Source organism: Mycobacterium sp. ENV421 (assembly GCF_002887815.1).
GTDB lineage: Bacteria > Actinomycetota > Actinomycetes > Mycobacteriales > Mycobacteriaceae > Mycobacterium.
This window is the reverse complement of the sequence record NZ_PDHO01000054.1, coordinates 1-16948: the sequence shown is the minus strand read 5'-3', so window position 1 is coordinate 16948 and position 16948 is coordinate 1. Positions and strand designations below refer to the sequence as shown.

Genomic DNA, 16948 nt, shown 5'->3' with positions numbered 1-16948 from the left:
ATATCGCTGGCCATCTACGGCTCCAACGGCAACTTCAACCTGTCCGGATAGGGAGATGACGTGACACGCAATCTCGGTCCGGGCCCGGCCGACCGCTCCGAAACCGAAACCACCGCCGCACCGGTGGCGGCCCGAACCGGCGCCAGCTTCGGCGCGACCGGTTGGGCGCGGCCGGTGGCCGGCCTGTCCACCGTGGTCGTGGTGGTGGCGATCGTCGCGGTCGCCGTCGGCCTGTTCCGCGGCGACTTCACCAAAACCGTTCCGGTGACCGTGATCTCCGACCGCGCCGGCCTCGTCATGAACCCCGACGCCAGGGTCAAGATGCGCGGTGTCCAGGTCGGCAAGGTCGAGTCGATCGAGAGCCGCGCCGACGGCACGGCGGCGCTGCACCTGGCGATGGATCCCGCTGAGCTTCGCAAGATCCCGTCGAACGTGGTCGCCGACATCGCCTCGACGACGGTGTTCGGCGCCAAGTACGTCAACTTCGAGCCGCCGACCGATCCGTCGCCGAGACCCATGTATGCAGGCCAGGTTCTGCAGGGGCAGCACGTCACGGTCGAGATCAACACGGTCTTCCAACAGCTGAATCAGGTCCTTAACAAGATCGACCCGACCCAGCTGAACGCCACGCTCGGTGCACTGTCGAAAGCGTTCGCGGGGCGCGGCAAGCAATTCGGACAAACCGTTGCCGACTTCGACAGCCTGCTCGCCAAGCTGGAGCCCAGCCTGCCGAACATGGCCAAGGACATCGAACTGACCGCGCCGGTGGCCGCCGCGTACGCCGATGCCGCGCCGGATCTGGTCAAGACCGTGCAGAACACCAACAAGATCAGCCAGAGCATCGTCGACGAGCAGCAGAACCTGGATACGTTCCTGGTCAACATGATCGGGCTGGCCGATCAGGGCAACGAGGTGCTCGGAACCAACCAGCCGGCACTGAGCAAGGTGCTCCACCTGCTGACGCCCACCACGGCACTGTTCAACGAATATGCACCGGCCATCAACTGCACGCTCGAAGGCATGAACTTCGTTCGGCTGCAGCCGCCCCTGCTGGATCCCGGCGTCCTGGTCAACGTCGCGTTCACACTCGGCATCGAGCGCTACCGCTATCCGTCGAACCTGCCCAAGGTCGGCGCCAAGGGTGGACCGCAGTGCATGGGCCTGCCCTACATCGGGTTTGGTAACCGGTCGAAGTATCTGGTGACCGACACCGGCATCAATCCGTGGCAGTACGGCAACCAGGGCATCCTGCTGAACTCCGACGGTCTCAAGCAGCTGTTGTTCGGCCCGCTGGACGGACCGCCGCGCAACACCGCACAGATCGGACAGCCCGGATGATGCGCACCACAAGCACACTCGTCAAGTTCGGCGTGTTCGCCGTCATCATGGTGGTGCTGACAGCGTTCCTGTTCCTGACGTTCAGCAACTACCGCAGCGGCTCGACCAACGGATACTCGGCGGTGTTCGCGGACGCCTCCCGGCTCAAGGACGGCGACACGGTCCGGGTGGCGGGTGTCCGGGTCGGCACCGTCAACAGTGTTGACTTACTGGCCGACAAGAGTGTTCTGGTGAAGTTCGATGCCGACCGCGACATCGTCTTGACCACCGGAACCCAAGCGGCAGTGCGCTATTTGAATCTGACCGGTGACCGGTATCTGGAGCTCGTCGACGGACCAGGCTCGACCCGGGTGCTGCCCGCGGGGTCGCAGATCCCCAAAGACCGCACCCAGTCCGCCCTGGACCTGGACCTCCTTCTCGGCGGATTGCGGCCGGTGATCCAGGGGCTCAACCCGCAGGACGTCAATGCGTTGACCGCGTCGCTGATCAATATCCTGCAGGGTCAGGGCGACACCCTCGATTCGCTCCTGGGTCACGCCACGTCATTCTCGAATGCGTTGGCCGACAACAGCCAAACGGTCGAGCAGCTCATCGACAACCTCAAGGTCGTCGTCGACACTCTCGCCAAGGACGGCGACAAGTTCTCCGGCGCCATCGACAAGCTGGAGAAGTTGATCACCGGGCTGTCGCAGGATCGCGAGCCGATCGGCACCGCGATCACCCAGCTGGACAACGGAACCGCGTCGCTGACCAGTCTGTTGAACGAGGCCCGCGCCCCGCTGAAGGGGGATATCGAGCAGCTCAACCGTCTGGCGCCGCTGTTGGATGACAACAAGATCGTCTTCGACCGAGGCTTGCAGAGGGGGCCCGATAACTATCGCAAGATGGCCCGGCTCGGTGCGTACGGCAGCTGGATCATGTACTACATCTGCGGCCTGTCGATCCGGGTGACCGATCTTCAGGGACGCACCGGGGTGTTCCCGATGATCAAACAAGAATCCGGTAGGTGTGCGGAGCCCTAATGCTGAAATACCGAGCTTCTAACTTGTGGCGTGCCGGTTTCCTCGGCGCGGTCCTGATCCTGTTGGTGATCGCTGTGGGATTGCAACCCGAACGCTTGCTGCAGCTGGCTACGTCGGTGCGCCATCAAGCGTTGTTCACCGAAGCCGGCGGGATCACCGTCGGCAACGACGTGACGCTGTCCGGGATCAAGATTGGGTCCGTGACCGATGTCGCGCTGGACAACGGCGACGCGCTGGTCACCTTCACGACCGCGGGCAAATACGCGCTGGGTTCGCAGACCGCGGCGCACATCCGCACCGGCTCCCTGCTGGGCGAGCGGGTTCTCACACTGGAATCGGCAGGCAGCGGCACTCTCCGCTCCGGCGACGTGATCCCGACGACGCGCACGTCGTCGCCCTACTCACTCACCGAAGCCGTCAGCGATCTGACGTCCAACACCGCCGGCACCGACACCGCCTCGCTCAACCAGTCGCTGGACACCCTGTCAGCCACGATCGACCAGCTCGCGCCGAAACTGGGGCCGACCTTCGACGGCCTGAGCAAGCTTTCCCGGTCCCTCAACAGCCGCAACGAGAATCTGGCCGGCCTGTTCAAGAGCGCCGCCGACGTCACCACCGTGCTCGGACAGCGCAGCCAGCAGCTGAACACCCTGATCCTGAATGCGAACGACCTGCTGGGCGTGCTGAACGACCGGCGTGAAGCCATCGTCGACCTGCTGGCCAACACCGCCGCGGTGTCACAGCAGCTGACCGGTCTGGTCCATGACAACGAAGACAAACTGGCGCCCACCCTGCAGCGGCTGAATTCGGTTGTCGCGGTGCTGGAGAAGAACAAGGACAACATCGCCAAGATGCTGCCGAACGTGAAGAAGTTCATCCTGTCCGAGGGTGAGACGTTGGCCAACGGCCCGTACTACAACGCGTATGTGCCGAACCTGCAGCCCGCGCAGTTGCTGCAGCCGTTCATGGACTACGCGTTCGGCTTCCGCCGTGGCGTCAACGCGGGCCAGCCGCCGGACAACGCCGGGCCACGCGCCGAATTGCCGCTGCCGTACAACGGCATTCCGGGAGGGTCCCGCTGATGCGCAGACGTTGGGTGAAGGTGCTGTCGGTTCTGCTGGCCGGGCTGCTGGTGGTGGGTGCGGCGGTTCTCGTACGCAACATCTTCTTCGGCCCGAAGACGGTCAACGCCATCTTCACCACCGCGACTGGTATCTACCCCGGTGACGACGTCCGGGTGTCGGGCGTCAAGGTGGGCACCATCAAGGCGATCGAACCGGAGGGCACGCAGACCAAGCTGGTGCTCGACGTCGACCGCGACGTCCCGATTCCCGCCGACGCCAAGGCCGTGATCGTGGCGCAGAACCTGGTCGCTGCCCGCTATGTGCAGTTGACGCCGGCCTACCGGAACAATGTCGGCCCGAAGATGGCCGACGACGCGGTAATCCCTTTGGACCGCACCGCAATCCCGGTGGAGTGGGATGAGGTGAAGAAACAGCTCATGCGGCTGGCCACCGACCTCGGACCGCAAAGCGGCGTCTCCGGCACGTCGGTGTCACGCTTCATCGATAGTGCCGCCAACGCCTTGGACGGTAACGGCGACAAGCTTCGTCAGACCATCACCGAGCTAGCCGGGGTGTCCCGTGTGCTGGCCGGCGGCAGCGGCAACATCGTCGACATCATCAAGAACCTGCAGAACTTCGTCACCACATTGCGTGATAGCAACGAGCAGGTGGTGATGTTCCAGAATCGACTGGCCACCTTGACCAGTGTGATCGACGGCAACAGGTCAGATCTCGACGGCGCGCTGAAGAACCTGTCGGTGGCGATCGTCGACATCCAGCGGTTCGTGGCGGGCAGCCGCAATCAGGCCTCCGAACAGATCCAGCATCTGACGACGGTCACCTCGAATCTGCTCGAGAACAAGATGGAGATCGAGAACATCCTCCATATCGCCCCCAACGCGTTGACCAACGCCTACAACATCTACAGCCCGTCCGCCGGCAGTGCGGTGGGCCAGTTCGTGTTCAACAACTTCTCCAATCCGACCGAATTCGTCTGCGGCGCAATCGGAGCGATCGAGAACACCACGGCACCGGAGACGGCAAAGTTGTGCAGCCAGTATCTGGGCCCGGCCCTTCGCCTGCTGAACTTCAACTACCTGCCGCTCGGCATCGATCCCTACCTGATGCCGGCCGCCAACCCGGACGACCTGGTCTACTCCGAGCCCAACCTGGCACCCGGCGCCGGCGGCCCCACGCCCGACGTGCCTCCGCAGGCGCCTGCCATTTCGGCATACCAAGGCGTGACGCCCGGCCCGCCCCCGTTCACCGGGCGCGCGCCGGGGGAGGCCCCGCCTGGTGCCGCACAGCTGCTGCCCGGGGGAGCACCCGCACAGATTCCGAGTGTGATCTCGTCACTGCCCAGCATGTTGAACCCGACGGGTGCGGCCCCGGGCCCCGCGCCCGGTCCTCCGATGGCCGCGGAAGCAGGAGGGACGCCATGATCGGCGGAAAGTCGTTGCGTCGGGCGGTGATCGCCGGGGCATGCGCTGCGGTGACCACCAGTGCGTGCGCGTTCCAGGGTGTCAACTCGCTGCCGCTGCCCGGCGCCGTGGGCCGCGGATCCGATGCCGACGTCTACTACGCCGAGGTGGCGAATATCGCGACCCTGGAACCGAACTCGCCGGTCATGATGAATGACGTCGTCGTCGGTAGCGTGCGGAAGTTGACGGTCAAGAACTGGCATGCCGACGTGGAATTCTCGGTGAAGCCCGATGTCGTCGTGCCGGCCAATGCTGTCGTCAGTGTCGGCCAGACCAGTCTGCTGGGTTCCATGCACTTGTCGTTGAACACTCCGATCGGCCAAGCGCCGAGCGGCAAGCTCAACCCCGGTGCGACGATTTCGCTGAACGCGTCCTCGACCTATCCGACCACCGAGCAGACCCTGGCCTCGCTGGCGGCGGTGGTCAACGGCGGCGGGCTGGGCCAGATCGGTGATGTCATCCACAACTTCAGTACCGCGGTCAACGGCAACGAGGCCGCGTTCCGCGACCTGATCGCCCGGCTGGACACCTTCGTCGGAACTCTGGACGGCCAGCGCGACAACATCGTCTCGGCCATTCAGTCTCTCAATCGGATGGCGTCGACGTTCGCCGGGCAGCGTGACGATCTCACCAAGGCGCTCCAGAAGATTCCGCCGGCCATCGATGTGTTGATCAAGGAAAGGCCGACGCTGACAACGGCGCTGGAGAAGCTGGGCACGTTCAGCGACACGGCCAATCGGTTGGTCAACGAATCGCAGGCCGACTTGGTGGCGAACCTGAAGAACCTGGAGCCGGCGTTCAAGGCATTCGCCGACGTCGGCCCCGATCTCGATGCGTTGCTGGAATACGCGGTCCACTTCCCGTTCACGCAGAGCTTCATAGACCGCGCGATCCGGGGCGACTACTACAACCTGTTCGCCGTCATCGACCTGACCGTTCCGCGGTTGAAGCGCACCCTGTTCCTCGGTACCCGCTGGGGGCAGGAAGGCGCCCAGCTCATTCCCGCGCCGGGCGACCCGGTCTATTTGAACTACACCTACGACCCGCTCAAGACGGGGGTCACCCCGCCACCGCCGGATGCCTTCGACGACAACCCGCCGCAGGCGGCGCCACCGGCAGCGCTCGCTGCCGCGGGTCCGATCCTGCCCCTGGTGCCGCCGTCGCCGTCGGCGATGCCCGGTACGCAGATCTACACCCAGGAACAGCTCGCAGCAACTGGTGTCCAGCCGATCTTCGCCGGACCCTATGGTGCGCAACCGAATCCGCCGGCGACTACCTCGCCTGCACCGCCGACAGGAGGGGGTGGCTGATGCTCACCCGTTTTGTGCGGACTCAGCTGATCATCTTCACGATCGCCTCGATCGTCGGTGTGGCCATCATGCTGTTCGCCTACATCCAGATACCCACTCTGCTGGGGGTGGGCCGACTGACCGTCAAACTGGAGCTACCCGCCACCGGCGGCCTCTACAAGTTCAGCAATGTCACCTACCGGGGGCTGCAGGTCGGCAAGGTCACCTCTATCGAGTTGACCGATACGGGTGCCCAGGCCACGCTGTCGCTGGACACGTCGCCGAAGATCCCGGCCGACCTCAAGGCCGAGGTACGCAGCATGTCGGCGGTCGGCGAGCAGTATGTGGAACTGTTGCCCCGCAACGACAAAGCGCCCTACCTGGAAGACGGCTCTGTCATTCCCGTCGGCAACACGTCGATCCCGCAGTCGGTGGGTCCGATGCTCGACCAGGTCAGCAAGCTGATGGACACCATCCCCAAGGACAAGCTCAGCCAGCTGCTCGGCGAGACGTACCAGGCGTTCGATGGCACCGGCTACGAATTCGGCTCGCTCCTTGATTCGGGCTCGACCATCACGAGGGACGCCAACGGGGTATCGGACAACACTCGCGCGCTGGTCGACGATGTGCGACCGTTCCTCGGCGCGCAGGAGATGACCACTGATTCGATCCGGACCTGGGCGCAGAGCCTGGCCGGTATCACCGGGCAGGTCGCCGACAACGATCCGCAGTTCAGGTCGATCCTTCGCAACGGTCCTGGATTCGCTCAGGAGACCTCGAAGCTGCTGGAGCAGTTGAAGCCCACACTGCCCGTGCTGTTGGCGAACCTGACGACGTTCGGTCAGATCTTCCTGACGTACAACAAGTCGGTCGAGCAGTTGCTGGTGCTCGTTCCGCCGTTCGTCGCCCAGATCCAGACGTACGCGCCTACCAACAACCCCACCGGCCTACCGAACGGTGACTTCTCCTTGGGCCTCGGTGATCCGGCTGCGTGCACGGTCGGGTTCCTCCCGCCATCGTCGTGGCGGAATCCCGCCGACACCTCGATTGTCGATACCCCGGACAACTTGTACTGCAAGCTTCCGCAGGACTCGCCGGTGGCGGTTCGGGGAGCGCGCAACTACCCGTGCATGGAGCATCCCGGCAGGCGCGCTCCGACGGTCGAGCTGTGCAACGACCCCAACGGTTTCCAGCCGCTCGCGCAGCGCCAACACGTCACCGGGCCCTATCCGATCGATCCGAATCTGGTCGCTCAGGGTATCCCGGTCGACAGCCGGGTCCTGCCGGACTCCAACATCTACGGGCCGCTTCAGGGCACCCCCTTGCCGCCCGGGGTGGCGGCGCCGCCACCGGGCGCACCGCCGGTTGACTCGCCGCCACCGAATTTTGCAGGCACCGGTCCGGGTCCGCTGCTGCCCGGTCAGCCGATCTATCAGGCACCGCCAGTCTCACCGCCGGGTCCTGAAGGCGACGTCGGTCCGGCTCCGATCAACCTGCCGGGACCCGCCAACATGCTGCCGCCCGATCAGCAGCCGGCACCGCCACCAGATCCTGGTGTGCCGCAGGTCGCGCCGAGTGGTTTCACTCCGAACGCGCAGAAGGCTCCGGCGCTGCAGGTCGCGAAGTACGATCCGCGCACAGGCCAGTACATGGGGAGCGACGGGACGCTGTATCGCCAGACCAACCTCGCCAAGCCGGCAACGACGTGGCAGGACATGCTGCAGAGCTGAAAGGGGTATGTCGATGCGTGTAGTACGGGCACTGACGGCCGCCTGCGCGGCTGTCACACTCGCCGGGATCACCTGTGCGGGACCCGCTGCGGCAGAGCAGGACTGGGGCATCAACGGGACGTTCGCGACGTCGTCGAACGGGGACTGGGCCAAGGTCAACTCGCGCTACGAGGACCAGCCGTCCGAGCGCAACACCTGGACCATTTCGACTCAGTGCATCTCGCCGACCGAGTGCACCGGCACTGTGACCAGCGATGCGGGCTGGACTGCTCCGATCTTCACCACGAACGGTTTGTGGTACGTCAAACGTACGGTTCCGAATTGGCGGTTCTGCGCCGACGGCGCGGCAATTGAGGGCTTCCAGGAGTACAAGATCTATCCGGTGGGCTCCGACGGTCATTATGACGCGGCGGCGAGTGAATACACCGGCGAGAACCGGGTCATCGGCCCGAGTGGATCGTGCGGCCGCAACCAGTGGCCGGTGATCGAGATGCCCTTCTACATGAAAAAGCTGTAGCCGCTACCAGTTCCGTAGCGAGCACAGCGCACCCTTGGGGCCGCTGTCTCGCTTCACCACCTGGCCGTTGATCTCCATCGTGCAGTTGAAGCCGGCGGCGGCCTTGGGCAATGCGCCGGTGGCCTGAACGAGAACCATGCCCCACTGCATCGGATCGGTCAGGGTGGCCTCGAGGACCCACGGCTTGTTGGGCCCGACCGTCGCTTCGGCGTTGGGGCTGAAGACATACGGGTCGTGGCTGTAGTCGGAGAACGACGGCGGATCGGTGTCGCGGTAATAGATCTCGGCGTTGACCGGCTTGTCGGCGGTCACGGTGTACCGCACGTTGTAGGCGGGCGGCGGCGGGGGAGGAGCCGGATCGCCACCGGGTAGCGGATCGTCGGCCAGCGCGGGTGCCGCGAAACCGGTTGCGGTGCACAGGACAGTCAGTACAGCGGCATTGATATTCGAGATGAGTCGCATGGTCACATCCGGTTCAGGCTGAACGGGTAGGTGAAGCTGCCGCCCGGGGCGCCGTCGCACCCGGCATCGAAGGTCGACACCATCGAGCCGGCGAGGGTGTTGGCGTCCCAGGTGTACACGTCATGGGTGGGAATGGTTGGGCCGTAATAGATGTCACCACAGCGCAGCCCGAACGGGTCATCGACGGTGAAGGTGTACTGGCCGTTGACCAGTGGCGCGTCAGCTTCACTCTGAACGGCTTTCGCGATCGGGCGGGGCAGCGTGAGGATGTGAATGCAGTTGGGAATGTTGGTGTTCCCGACTTTGCACGGGGTTATGGCCGACCAGACCCAGGTATGAAAATCCCTGCGGTCGGGCATGATCAGCTCGTAGTTGCCCAGGTACATCTCAGCGGATGCCGGCGGTGCGAGTGCCACCGTTGCCGCCACCACCACCGTGGTGATCACAAGGGATTTCACGCTGGCTTCCTCCACGTTCGATGCGCACGGTGCGAAGCCCCGATTGTCGCACGCTGCGAGATTGGCATTCTCGTCATCGGAGAATACTATCTTCCGGCTTCCCGGAGAAAGGGTTTGGTGGTTCTGTTCGCCGGTCAGGCGAATTCGACGTCCGACACCTTCAGCTGGTCGCCGTCGCGCTCCAGGCTGACCACGACCCGCCAGACCCGGGGCTGCTGATCCTCCTTGGGCGCATCCGGCCCGGTGCGCTGCGAGGTTGCCGCGACCAGCACGGTGGCCGAATCCTTGTCCATCGACTCGACGGCGGTGTCGTTGACGGTGACCTTGGTGACGACCTTCGATTGCTGCATCGCCTTGATCAGATCGTCGGCGCCGTCCTGGAAATTGGCTTTGAACTTGCCCGTCGAGTCGTCGATGACCCGCTGCACGCTCTCCTTGGCCTGATTGAAGTCCATCGACATCAGGTTCACCACGCCTTGGCGGGCTGCTGCCGAGAACTCGGCGGTGCGGTGCCGCTGCGCCTCGGCGTCCCGGTGTTTCCAGACCATGTATCCGGTCACGCTGAGCAAGCCGAGGATCGCGAGGACGGTGATTGACGCGGCGACGATTCTGGCCCAGGAGCGCTTCTTCTTCGGCTTCTTCGGCTTCGCGGGCACGGCGTCCGCAGTGGCTTCCTCGGTGTCGTCGGCCTCGGCGTCCTCACGGTCTTCGGCACCCTCGGCGAGCTCAGAAGCCTCCGGGCCATCCGCGCCTGCCGCGAACCCGGTCTCCGGGACGTCCGGCGCCTCGTCGCGAGACTCGGCCAGCTTGCGGCGCAATTCGTTTGCGCGCGCCCGGGCTGCCTCGGCGCGAGCCTCGGCGGCCGCCGCTGCAGCCTCCGCAGCCTCCGCGGAGTCCAGGTCGTCGGCGTCGGGAGCTTCGGATTCACGGTTGCCCGGCGGCATGGGACCCTCCTCGTTCATCGCGGTCGCATGGCGACGCGCGACGCTAGCACTGCTGCCCAGCATTACACAGCGACAAACCCGGTCTGTGGGAGGCAGGTTTTCTTGCCGGTTTCTTGTGAAGACCCGGAGAATTCGGTTACCAAATATGCGAGAGTGTTCGAGTGCGATCGACCGTGGCAGTTGTTGCTGCACTCATGGCGGCTGGAATGTTGATGCCGGCGTCGGCGTCCGCGGATCCCGACGGGCCGCCGATCAACGCCAACGAATGCAATGACGCGTTCTGCACCCCGGGCATCACGCCGGGTGTCGAACTCGGTGCCCCGTGCAGCAATACGACGTATTACGTGTTCGGCGTCGATACCCGCAACAACTGGGGCCGGTTGATTTTCTGCGGCTCACCGCGGCGCTACGAACCCCGGTATTTCCGGTCGCCGCCCATGGTGGGCGTCAAGAACTTGAACGCCGACTGCGTCGGCTACGAGAACTCCGTCGCGCAGGCTCCCGACGGGATGTTTCTGACCTGTGTCGCGGCCGGCGGGCGGACCCGCTGGGTGCAGGGCGACGCTTAGTACCTGATCCAAAAGAGCCCTGGTCCGCCGATGGGCGGCCAGGGCTCTTTTGGTGCGGCTAGCCCCTGCCCGTGAACTTCACGTGGATGTCTGCCAGCCCGCGCAGGATGTACGTCGGCTCGTAGTTGTAGCGGCGGTCGCCGGCCGAGCCGTGGTACTCCTCGTCGATGGTGATCTCGCCCATCCGGTCCAGCATGCGCTCCAGCGAGACCCGTCCCTCCACTCGCGCCAGCGGTGCGCCGGGGCAGGAGTGGGCGCCACGGCCGAACGCGATGTGCTCGCGGACGTTGGGCCTGCGGACCTGGAATTCGTGGGGGTCGGTGAATCGCCGCGGATCCCGGTTGGCCGCACCGGGCAACACCATGACGACGGTCCCGGCTTTGATGTTCATGCCGCCGAGCGTGGTGCTCCGGCGAGCCAGCCGGGAATCGCTCTTGACCGGGCTCTCCAGGCGCAGTGACTCCTCGACGAAGGTCGGGATCAAACTGCGGTCCTCACGCAGCGCCTGCTGCAGGTCGGGTCGCTCCACCAGAGCCTTGATCGCCGCCGACAGCAGCTTGGCGGTGGTCTCCTGGCCGGCGGCGAACAGGAATGTCGCGGTGCGGACCACGTCGATGATCTCGGGGGTCGACCCGTCCGGGTACTTCGCGCTCGCCAGTTCGGTGAGCACGTCCTCGCGGGGATTGCGGCGACGTTCCTCCAGGTAGGCGCTGAACTTCTCGTCGAGGAACTCCAGCGGGTTGAGCCCCATCTTCTCGTGGTCGAGCGAGCCCACCCGGGCGCCCGGCCGATCGGCGCCGAGCACCGTGCGAAATTCCTTGTGATCCTCTTCGGGCACACCGAGCAGATCGGCAATCACCAACAGCGAGAACGGTTTTGCGTACTCGGCCAGGAACTCGCTGTGGCCCAGGGAGAGGAACTCGTCGAGCTGGCGATCGGCCAGCCGCCACATGAAGTCCTCGTTCTCCTTGAGGCGCTTGGGAGTCAGCAAGCGGCTGAGCAGTGAACGCGCCTTGGTGTGGTCGGGCGGGTCCATCGTCACCATGTGCTCGTACATGGGGAACTGGTTGCGGTGCGCATCGATCGCAGCGTTGAGGTCGTCGCCGTCGGGGGTGAAGGGCAGGGGCGGGAACGGTCCGCCGAGGGCCACGATGTTGGAGAAGTCCTCGGGATTCTTGTAGACCTCGAGGGCTTCTTCGTAGCCGGTGACAGCCACGAACCCGTGCGGCTCGAGCCGCAACACCGGGCTCTGCTCACGCAGGTAGTCGTAGTACGGGTACGGGTCGGGAACCAGCGACTGATCGGTGAGGAAGTCAACGGTGGCGAAATCGGTCATGCGTGTTATTTCCTCCCGGCGGGCTGATTGCTGTGCACCTGCTTAGCATGGCGTAAAGTACGTGGTCAAGGCTGGATCGCATCGGCCCACGTACTATCGGCGTGTTCAATCGGCGGTCGTGGACAGAGCAGAGGTGGCAGATGGCATCGGCGCGGCGGATCGGTGCGCCCGACGCGAAGAATCGTGCGGTGCTGTTGGACGCCGCTGAACAGCTGCTGATCGAAGAGGGCTACGCGGCGGTGACGTCACGTCGGGTCGCCGAGAAAGCGGGACTGAAGCCGCAACTCGTGCACTACTACTTCCGCACGATGGACGACCTGTTCCTGGAGATCTTCCGCCGCTACGCCGATCAGGGAATGGAAGCCCACCGGGTGGCGCTCGCCTCGCCGCAACCGTTGTGGGCGCTCTGGCGATTCGGGATCAACCCCGACGCCAGCCGTCTGACGATGGAGATGGCGGCGCTGGCCAACCATCGCAAGGCGCTGCGCACCGAGATGTCGCGATACGCCGAGCTGTTCCGCGAGCAGCAGCGAGAAGTGTTCGTGACCGCGCTGGACCGGCACGGTGTGCTGCCCAGTGAAGTGCCGCCGGTGGTCTGGTCGATCCTGCTGACCGGTCTGTCGACGGTGGTCATGCTGGGCGAGGCGCTCGGCGTGACCGCGGGCCACGCGGAGACCATGGAACTCGTGGAGCGCTACCTCACGCTGATGGAAGGACCGCCGCTGCCGGTGGACGACTCAGCTCACCAATGGCGCAGCGAGCAGAGCGCGCCTTTGGGCCCGGAGTTCTCCGCGACGACGACGCCGTCGACCGCAAGTACGCAGTGAACGTTCGGCGGGGTGGGAGATAGCCCGCTGGTGGCCGCCACCATCGCCCACTCGTCGGGGTTCGCCAACGTCACGTTGAGCACCCACTTCTTGGTGGGGCCGATGTCCGCCTCGACCTTCGGGCTGAACACGTAGGGGTCGTGGCTGTAGTCCGACCAGTTCGCGGGCTCGGTGTCCCGGTAATAGATGTCGGCAGCCCGGAACGGCAGTTCCGAGAACACGCTGTATGTGACTTGGTGCAGTGGCTCTTCGGCGCCGGCAGGAGCCGACGAAGCGGCCACGCACACCGCAGCCAGTGCGATCGCAGAACCCACCCGGACAAAGCGCATGGCTCAGTTTGACATGGCGAAGTCGTCCCGGTGGACGGTTTCTTGTGTGGTGGGACCTTCTGTGCAACAGTGCGCTTAGAGAACTCTATTCTCGCTTTCGGCGAAGCAGCATTCCCAGTAAGGGGGCCGGCCATCAGGGACGCACTCATCCTCGACGCGGTGCGCACTCCTCGCGGCCGTGGCCGCCCCGACGGCGCGCTGCACGGTGTGCATCCGCAGGATCTGTTGGCACAGTGCCTCACCGCGACAGTCGATCGGCTCGGCTTCGACCCCGCCGCCGTCGACGATGTGATCGCCGGTAACGGCATCTTGGCGGGGGAGCACGGTGACGACATCGCCAGGCTGTCGCTGCTGCTGGCCGGCTGGCCGCAGACGGTCCCGGGGATGACGTTGAACCGCTTCTGCGGATCCGGACAGCAGGCCGTCACGGTGGCGGCCGCCGGGATCGCCGGCGGCCAGCAGGATTTGGTGGTGGCCGGCGGCGTGGAATCGATGTCACGCTGGAACGTCAGCGTCGGTGCGCCGACGATCGACGGAGCGAATCCGGCCTTCCGGCGGTTGTATCCGACCGTGCCGCAGGGTGTTTCGGCGGACCTGATCGCCTCGATGGAGGGATTCAGCAGGGCGGACGTCGACGCGTTCGCGGTCACCAGCCAGGACCGCGCCGCAGCGGCCATCGCGGGCGGGCACTTCGACCGGTCGATCATCGCGGTGCGGGGCCGTGACGGAGAGGTCGTCGCGGACTCCGACGAGCACCCGCGGCCGGGTACGACAGCGGAAAAGTTGGCCAAGCTGCCACCCGCCTTTGAGCGGATGGGCGCAGCGAACCTGGACGGCGAGGACCTCAGCTTCGACGAGATCTGTCTGAGCCGGTACCCGGATGTGGCGCGCATCGACCATGTTCACCATGCCGGCAACTCGTCGGGCGTCGTCGACGGTGCCGCGGTGGTGACGCTGGCGTCCGCGGAGTGGGCGCGGGCTCACGGTGCGGTGCCGCGTGCGCGGGTTCGCGCCGCCGCGGCGATCGGCAGCGAGCCGGTCATCATGCTCACCGCGCCCGGGCCGGCAGCCGAGCGTTGCCTGGCCAAGGCTGGAATGACCGTCGGCGACATCGATCTCTGGGAGATCAACGAGGCGTTCGCCGCGGTGCCGCTCAAGACGATTCGCGATCTGCATCTGGACCCCGAACGGGTCAACGTCAACGGCGGAGCGATCGCGCTCGGACATCCGATCGGGGCCACCGGGGCCATGTTGATCGGCACCGTCCTCGACGAGTTGGAGCGCCGCGACCTCACCACCGGCTTGGTCACCATGTGTACCGGCGGTGGGATGGGCACGGCGACCGTCATCGAGCGAGTCTGATGACCGAGACCCTCGAAATCGAGACGCCCGCAACCGGCGTCGTGCTGATCCGGCTCAATCGCCCGAAACAACTCAACGCGATCAACGAGGTGATGCGCGACGAGCTTGCGCTGCTGCTGGCCTCGCTGGCGCGGGACACGTCGGTACACGCGGTGGTGATCACCGGCGCCGGGCGCGGCTTCTGTTCGGGTATCGACATCCGTGACTTCGGCCCGGGCATGCTCGACGCCCAGGCCCCCGCTATCGACCGGATGCGGTTCCAGGAGGCGATGGCGGGCCTGGTGCGCGCGGTCGCCGACCTGCCGCAACCGGTGGTCGCGGCGGTCAACGGAGCGTGCGTGGGGGCCGGGCTGGCGTTGAGCCTCGCCGCCGATATCCGGATATGTTCCACTGCAGCCACATTCGGGAACGCGGCGATCCTGCTCGGGCTGTCGGGTGCGGAGATGGGGATGAGCTATCACCTGCCCCGGATCGTCGGGGCGGGGGTCGCCGCGGACTGGATGCTCACCGGCCGCACCGTGTCTGCCGAGGAGGCGGACCGTCGGGGCTTGGTGAGCCAACTGGTGGAGCCGGAGAAGCTTGCCGAGCGAGCCGTCGACATCGCCCGTGGGGTTGCCGATTTAGCGCCGTTCGGTGTTCAGCTGACGAAGCGGGCGCTGCAGGTGAACATCGCCGCCGCGGGGTTGGGCCAGGCGCTGGAGTTGGAGAACCGCAATCAGGTTCTCAGCCATGCGACCGATGATGCGGCAGCTCGCAGATCCAGCCGGTCGTAATCGAAAGGGACGAAGCATATGTCGTGGGATTTCTCCACTGACCCGGAGTGGGCGGATCAACTGAAGTGGGTCGAGGAGTTCGTTCGCTCGGAGTGTGAGCCGATCGACTACATCGTCACAGAATCCCATGACCTCACCGACCCGGTACGTCAGGCGCTGATTCCGCCGCTGCAGCAGATCGTCAAAGACCGTGGCCTGTGGGCAACTCACCTCGGCCCGCATCTCGGCGGCCCGGGCTACGGTCAGGTGAAGCTGGCGCTACTCAACGAGATCCTCGGCCGGTCGGAATGCGCGCCAATAGTTTTCGGCTCGCAGGCACCCGACTCGGGCAACAGTGAGATCCTCGCCCACTATGGCACGCCGGAGCTCAAGGAGCGTTACCTCGAGCCACTCCTGGACAACCGCATCATCTCCTGCTTTTCGATGACCGAACCGCAGGGCGGCGCGGATCCGAAGATCTTCGAGACCACCGCTGTGCAGGACGGCGACCACTGGGTCATCAACGGCGAGAAGTGGTATTCGTCGTTCGCGTCGAAGGCGTCGTTCATCATCGTGATGGCGATGACGGACCCCGATGCCGCGCCCTACGAGCGGTATTCGATGTTCGTGCTGCCCGGCGGTACCCCCGGCATCAACGTCCTGCGCGATGTCGGGCTGGGGTACCAGCCGCTCGGGGGCGGCGGGCGCGAGGGTTACGTGCGGTACGAGAACGTGCGGGTGCCCGCCGACCACATGCTCGGCCCGCGTGGTGGCGCGTTCGTGGTGGCGCAAACCCGCCTGGGTGGCGGCCGAATTCACCACGCGATGCGCACCGTCGGCCTGGTGCGGCGGATCTTCGACATGATCTGCGAGCGGGCGGTGTCGCGCTACACCCAGGGCAGTGTGCTGGCGGACAAGCAAATGGTGCAGGAGATGATCGCCGACTCCTGGATGGAGATCGAGGCGTTCCGGCTGCTGACCTTGCAGACCGCGTGGAAGATCGACCAGTACAACGACTACAAGGCGGTGCGGGCAGACATCTCGGCTGTCAAGGCGATGATGCAGAAGGTGTTGCACGACGTTTCGGCGCGCGCGCTGCAGATTCACGGTTCGCTGGGCACCAGCCACGAGATGCCGTTCGTGCAGTACCTTACGGAGTCGTTCGTGCTGGGGCTCGCCGACGGGCCGACGGAGGTACACAAGGTGACCTTGGCCAGGCTGCTGCTCAAGAACCGCGAACCGGCGCCGGACCTGTTTCCCTCCGAGCACCTGCTCCGATTGCGTGCCGCCGCCGAGGAGAAGTTCGCCGACAAGCTGGCCGGCATTCCGCGCGGCTAGTCCTTTTCGTCGTCGTTGGGCAGGAAACGTTCGGGGTGGTGGTAGTCGTTGACCCCACCGATCAGCATCGGTAGGTGTGGCGGTGGGATCCATTCGGTGTCGCCGTTGGGGAGTTTGCGGGTCGTCCAGC

The 16948-nt window shown here is 65.2% G+C and carries 17 protein-coding genes; 12 read left to right on the top strand and 5 right to left on the bottom strand.

All coding sequences use genetic code 11. From position 1 onward, the window contains the following. The first annotated feature begins 60 nt into the window (after positions 1-60). From CRM90_RS28185 to CRM90_RS28155, 7 genes are read left to right on the top strand one after another with little or no spacing between them, the layout of a single operon-like run. Positions 61-1338 (top strand): MCE family protein, encoded by a 1278-nt coding sequence (locus CRM90_RS28185; RefSeq protein ID WP_102810174.1) that lies wholly within the window; start codon positions 61-63, stop codon positions 1336-1338. Next, a complete protein-coding gene (locus CRM90_RS28180; protein ID WP_102810173.1) occupies positions 1335-2360 on the top strand; it encodes an MCE family protein in 1026 nt (341 codons plus the stop codon). Before CRM90_RS28185 ends, CRM90_RS28180 begins: the two co-directional genes overlap by 4 nt. Beyond that, entirely contained in the window at positions 2360-3442 is a 1083-nt protein-coding gene (locus CRM90_RS28175) for an MCE family protein (RefSeq protein WP_102810172.1), read from the top strand. Before CRM90_RS28180 ends, CRM90_RS28175 begins: the two co-directional genes overlap by 1 nt. Then, positions 3442-4866, top strand: coding sequence for an MCE family protein (locus tag CRM90_RS28170; RefSeq protein WP_102810171.1), 1425 nt, complete (start codon positions 3442-3444; stop codon positions 4864-4866). The genes CRM90_RS28175 and CRM90_RS28170 overlap by 1 nt, the downstream gene beginning before the upstream one ends. Continuing rightward, positions 4863-6215, top strand: coding sequence for an MCE family protein (locus CRM90_RS28165; RefSeq protein WP_102810170.1), 1353 nt, complete (start codon positions 4863-4865; stop codon positions 6213-6215). The genes CRM90_RS28170 and CRM90_RS28165 overlap by 4 nt, the downstream gene beginning before the upstream one ends. Further along, positions 6215-7924, top strand: a complete 1710-nt coding sequence (locus CRM90_RS28160) for an MCE family protein (protein ID WP_102810169.1) — start codon at positions 6215-6217, stop codon at positions 7922-7924. Before CRM90_RS28165 ends, CRM90_RS28160 begins: the two co-directional genes overlap by 1 nt. Positions 7925-7937: 13 nt before the next feature. Further along, entirely contained in the window at positions 7938-8441 is a 504-nt protein-coding gene (locus CRM90_RS28155) for an Rv2253/PknI dimerization domain-containing protein (RefSeq protein WP_102810177.1), read from the top strand. 3 nt (positions 8442-8444) lie between these two features. On the opposite strand, the gene CRM90_RS28150 is transcribed toward CRM90_RS28155, so the two are convergent. From CRM90_RS28150 to CRM90_RS28140, 3 genes are all read right to left on the bottom strand, one after another. Next, positions 8445-8903: an Rv2576c family protein gene (locus CRM90_RS28150; RefSeq protein ID WP_102810168.1), complete on the bottom strand. Its 459-nt coding sequence runs from the start codon at positions 8901-8903 to the stop codon at positions 8445-8447. A 2-nt stretch (positions 8904-8905) separates the two neighbouring features. After that, the gene (locus CRM90_RS28145; RefSeq protein WP_102810176.1) at positions 8906-9361 is read right to left on the bottom strand and encodes a hypothetical protein; all 456 of its coding nucleotides are present in this window, start codon (positions 9359-9361) and stop codon (positions 8906-8908) included. 134 nt (positions 9362-9495) lie between these two features. Beyond that, positions 9496-10305, bottom strand: a complete 810-nt coding sequence (locus CRM90_RS28140) for an Rv1363c family protein (protein ID WP_142391476.1) — start codon at positions 10303-10305, stop codon at positions 9496-9498. A gap of 194 nt (positions 10306-10499) precedes the next feature. Between CRM90_RS28140 and CRM90_RS28135 the strand changes: the two genes are divergently transcribed. Then, positions 10500-10874 (top strand): hypothetical protein, encoded by a 375-nt coding sequence (locus tag CRM90_RS28135; protein ID WP_370506226.1) that lies wholly within the window; start codon positions 10500-10502, stop codon positions 10872-10874. A gap of 58 nt (positions 10875-10932) precedes the next feature. Here the strand turns inward: CRM90_RS28135 and CRM90_RS28130 are convergent, their stop codons facing one another. Next, positions 10933-12210: a cytochrome P450 gene (locus tag CRM90_RS28130; protein ID WP_102810165.1), complete on the bottom strand. Its 1278-nt coding sequence runs from the start codon at positions 12208-12210 to the stop codon at positions 10933-10935. A gap of 140 nt (positions 12211-12350) precedes the next feature. Here CRM90_RS28130 and CRM90_RS28125 point away from each other — a divergent pair, with 140 nt between their 5' ends. Further along, positions 12351-13037, top strand: coding sequence for a TetR/AcrR family transcriptional regulator (locus tag CRM90_RS28125; protein ID WP_036344143.1), 687 nt, complete (start codon positions 12351-12353; stop codon positions 13035-13037). Here CRM90_RS28125 and CRM90_RS28120 read toward each other — a convergent pair. Next, positions 12953-13366, bottom strand: a complete 414-nt coding sequence (locus tag CRM90_RS28120; protein ID WP_199190091.1) for an Rv2576c family protein — start codon at positions 13364-13366, stop codon at positions 12953-12955. The two genes, CRM90_RS28125 and CRM90_RS28120, sit on opposite strands and share 85 nt — an antisense overlap. A 147-nt stretch (positions 13367-13513) precedes the next feature. Here CRM90_RS28120 and CRM90_RS28115 point away from each other — a divergent pair, with 147 nt between their 5' ends. The 3 genes from CRM90_RS28115 to CRM90_RS28105 are packed head-to-tail and all read left to right on the top strand — an operon-like array spanning position 13514 to position 16818. Next, a complete protein-coding gene (locus CRM90_RS28115; protein ID WP_286145672.1) occupies positions 13514-14728 on the top strand; it encodes an acetyl-CoA C-acetyltransferase in 1215 nt (404 codons plus the stop codon). Continuing rightward, positions 14728-15501, top strand: a complete 774-nt coding sequence (locus CRM90_RS28110; protein WP_102810163.1) for an enoyl-CoA hydratase/isomerase family protein — start codon at positions 14728-14730, stop codon at positions 15499-15501. The genes CRM90_RS28115 and CRM90_RS28110 overlap by 1 nt, the downstream gene beginning before the upstream one ends. 18 nt (positions 15502-15519) lie before the next feature. Then, a complete protein-coding gene (locus tag CRM90_RS28105) occupies positions 15520-16818 on the top strand; it encodes an acyl-CoA dehydrogenase family protein (protein ID WP_102810162.1) in 1299 nt (432 codons plus the stop codon). Positions 16819-16948 lie beyond the last annotated feature (130 nt).

Excerpts from the sequence above, each read along its gene's own strand:
- CRM90_RS28180 (WP_102810173.1), top strand. The coding sequence starts at position 1,335 with ATGATGCGCACCACAAGCACACTCGTCAAGTTCGGCGTGTTCGCCGTC.
- CRM90_RS28175 (WP_102810172.1), top strand. The coding sequence starts at position 2,360 with ATGCTGAAATACCGAGCTTCTAACTTGTGGCGTGCCGGTTTCCTCGGC.
- CRM90_RS28170 (WP_102810171.1), top strand. The coding sequence starts at position 3,442 with ATGCGCAGACGTTGGGTGAAGGTGCTGTCGGTTCTGCTGGCCGGGCTG.
- CRM90_RS28165 (WP_102810170.1), top strand. The coding sequence starts at position 4,863 with ATGATCGGCGGAAAGTCGTTGCGTCGGGCGGTGATCGCCGGGGCATGC.
- CRM90_RS28160 (WP_102810169.1), top strand. The coding sequence starts at position 6,215 with ATGCTCACCCGTTTTGTGCGGACTCAGCTGATCATCTTCACGATCGCC.
- CRM90_RS28155 (WP_102810177.1), top strand. The coding sequence starts at position 7,938 with ATGCGTGTAGTACGGGCACTGACGGCCGCCTGCGCGGCTGTCACACTC.
- CRM90_RS28150 (WP_102810168.1), bottom strand. The coding sequence starts at position 8,903 with ATGCGACTCATCTCGAATATCAATGCCGCTGTACTGACTGTCCTGTGC.
- CRM90_RS28140 (WP_142391476.1), bottom strand. The coding sequence starts at position 10,305 with ATGCCGCCGGGCAACCGTGAATCCGAAGCTCCCGACGCCGACGACCTG.
- CRM90_RS28135 (WP_370506226.1), top strand. The coding sequence starts at position 10,500 with ATGGCGGCTGGAATGTTGATGCCGGCGTCGGCGTCCGCGGATCCCGAC.
- CRM90_RS28130 (WP_102810165.1), bottom strand. The coding sequence starts at position 12,210 with ATGACCGATTTCGCCACCGTTGACTTCCTCACCGATCAGTCGCTGGTT.
- CRM90_RS28125 (WP_036344143.1), top strand. The coding sequence starts at position 12,351 with ATGGCATCGGCGCGGCGGATCGGTGCGCCCGACGCGAAGAATCGTGCG.
- CRM90_RS28120 (WP_199190091.1), bottom strand. The coding sequence starts at position 13,366 with ATGCGCTTTGTCCGGGTGGGTTCTGCGATCGCACTGGCTGCGGTGTGC.
- CRM90_RS28110 (WP_102810163.1), top strand. The coding sequence starts at position 14,728 with ATGACCGAGACCCTCGAAATCGAGACGCCCGCAACCGGCGTCGTGCTG.
- CRM90_RS28105 (WP_102810162.1), top strand. The coding sequence starts at position 15,520 with ATGTCGTGGGATTTCTCCACTGACCCGGAGTGGGCGGATCAACTGAAG.